Source organism: Erwinia sp. V71 (genome assembly GCF_965644245.1).
Lineage (GTDB): Bacteria > Pseudomonadota > Gammaproteobacteria > Enterobacterales > Enterobacteriaceae > Erwinia.
In genome coordinates this window covers 1-1,014 of sequence record NZ_CBFFRK010000250.1, presented here as the reverse complement: position 1 = coordinate 1,014, position 1,014 = coordinate 1, and the positions used below count along the sequence as shown (strand labels likewise).

The following is a 1,014-nucleotide window of genomic DNA, read 5'->3' as shown; positions in this document are numbered from 1 at the left end:
GCAGGATAGCTTATCGGTAGCTAACCGTCCCTCCATCCACATGACCAAGCGTTGCACTTATTATCTGAATTCGCGCATTACACCACTCTGCGTGGCAATCGCAATGGTCGGTTTGCTGGGTGCGAATACAACCACTGTCGCAATGGAAGCGGCTCACGGCTTATCAGGTGTCGGGTCAGCTTTCACAGGAGCGCTGCAGTTTGGCGTGGCCTTTGCCTGCTCAGCGGCTGTCGCAGCATGTATATCGGAAAGCGCCTTTCCACTTGCGATGGGAATGACAATCCCGGCCGTAATCGCGCTCTTATTGTGGTTGTTTTATTCCTTCTCAGCTGAAGGTGACGGGCTCCGGGAATAACACCTGATATCAAGGTTAACAATAAAGGATTTTTACAGCGTGAGCATAACTGTAGTTTCTGATAAGACAGGAGGCGCCGTTGAAATTCGATATCATCATGGGCCATTGCGAAAAAGTGGCTGAACACATTCATGCATTTAATGTCTCTCAGCGTGATTAACTTATAGAGTTGACATTTTTTCCAGCAGAGACATGACGTGAATCGTAACCGTCATATTCGTGACATGCTGATGTTCAGTCAGATGGAAATCCGGTCTTGCTCATGACCCGTTCCAGAACACGCCTGAACGTCCCCTGATGACGTAACTTTAAGCTGACGGTGCCACATGGTTCGCTGGCAATCCCGGTGGGGTAACTGGAGAATTTTGCATGATGCCCGCTCTGGCTGGTTTATCGTCATGAGGCTTAATGAAATTAAGCCAGCAGAAACGGAGCAGCAACAGCCGTCGTCATTCAACCTTAACCGAACGGGATGATTCTGGTGGTTCATCCACACTTCTGGCAGTGCTCTTACCCCGGTAAGTTCGTCTGCCGGGCCCAAACACTGTATGGAGGCAGAAGTAGCCTCGGGAGGGATAAGCAGTAAGCGTCTCATCCAGACCGTCTTTTATTTTTGCCCGTGTTTTCTACCATGGACACTTTCGCGAACATGGACTCTG

The 1,014-nt window shown here is 49.7% G+C and carries 1 protein-coding gene; it reads left to right on the top strand.

Going from position 1 to position 1,014, the window contains the following annotated elements:
- Positions 1-355, top strand: a 355-nt coding sequence (locus tag ACSZO1_RS22465) for a hypothetical protein (RefSeq protein ID WP_437616599.1), incomplete at its 5' end; no start/stop codon positions are given.
- Between the last annotated feature and the right edge of the window lie 659 nt (positions 356-1,014).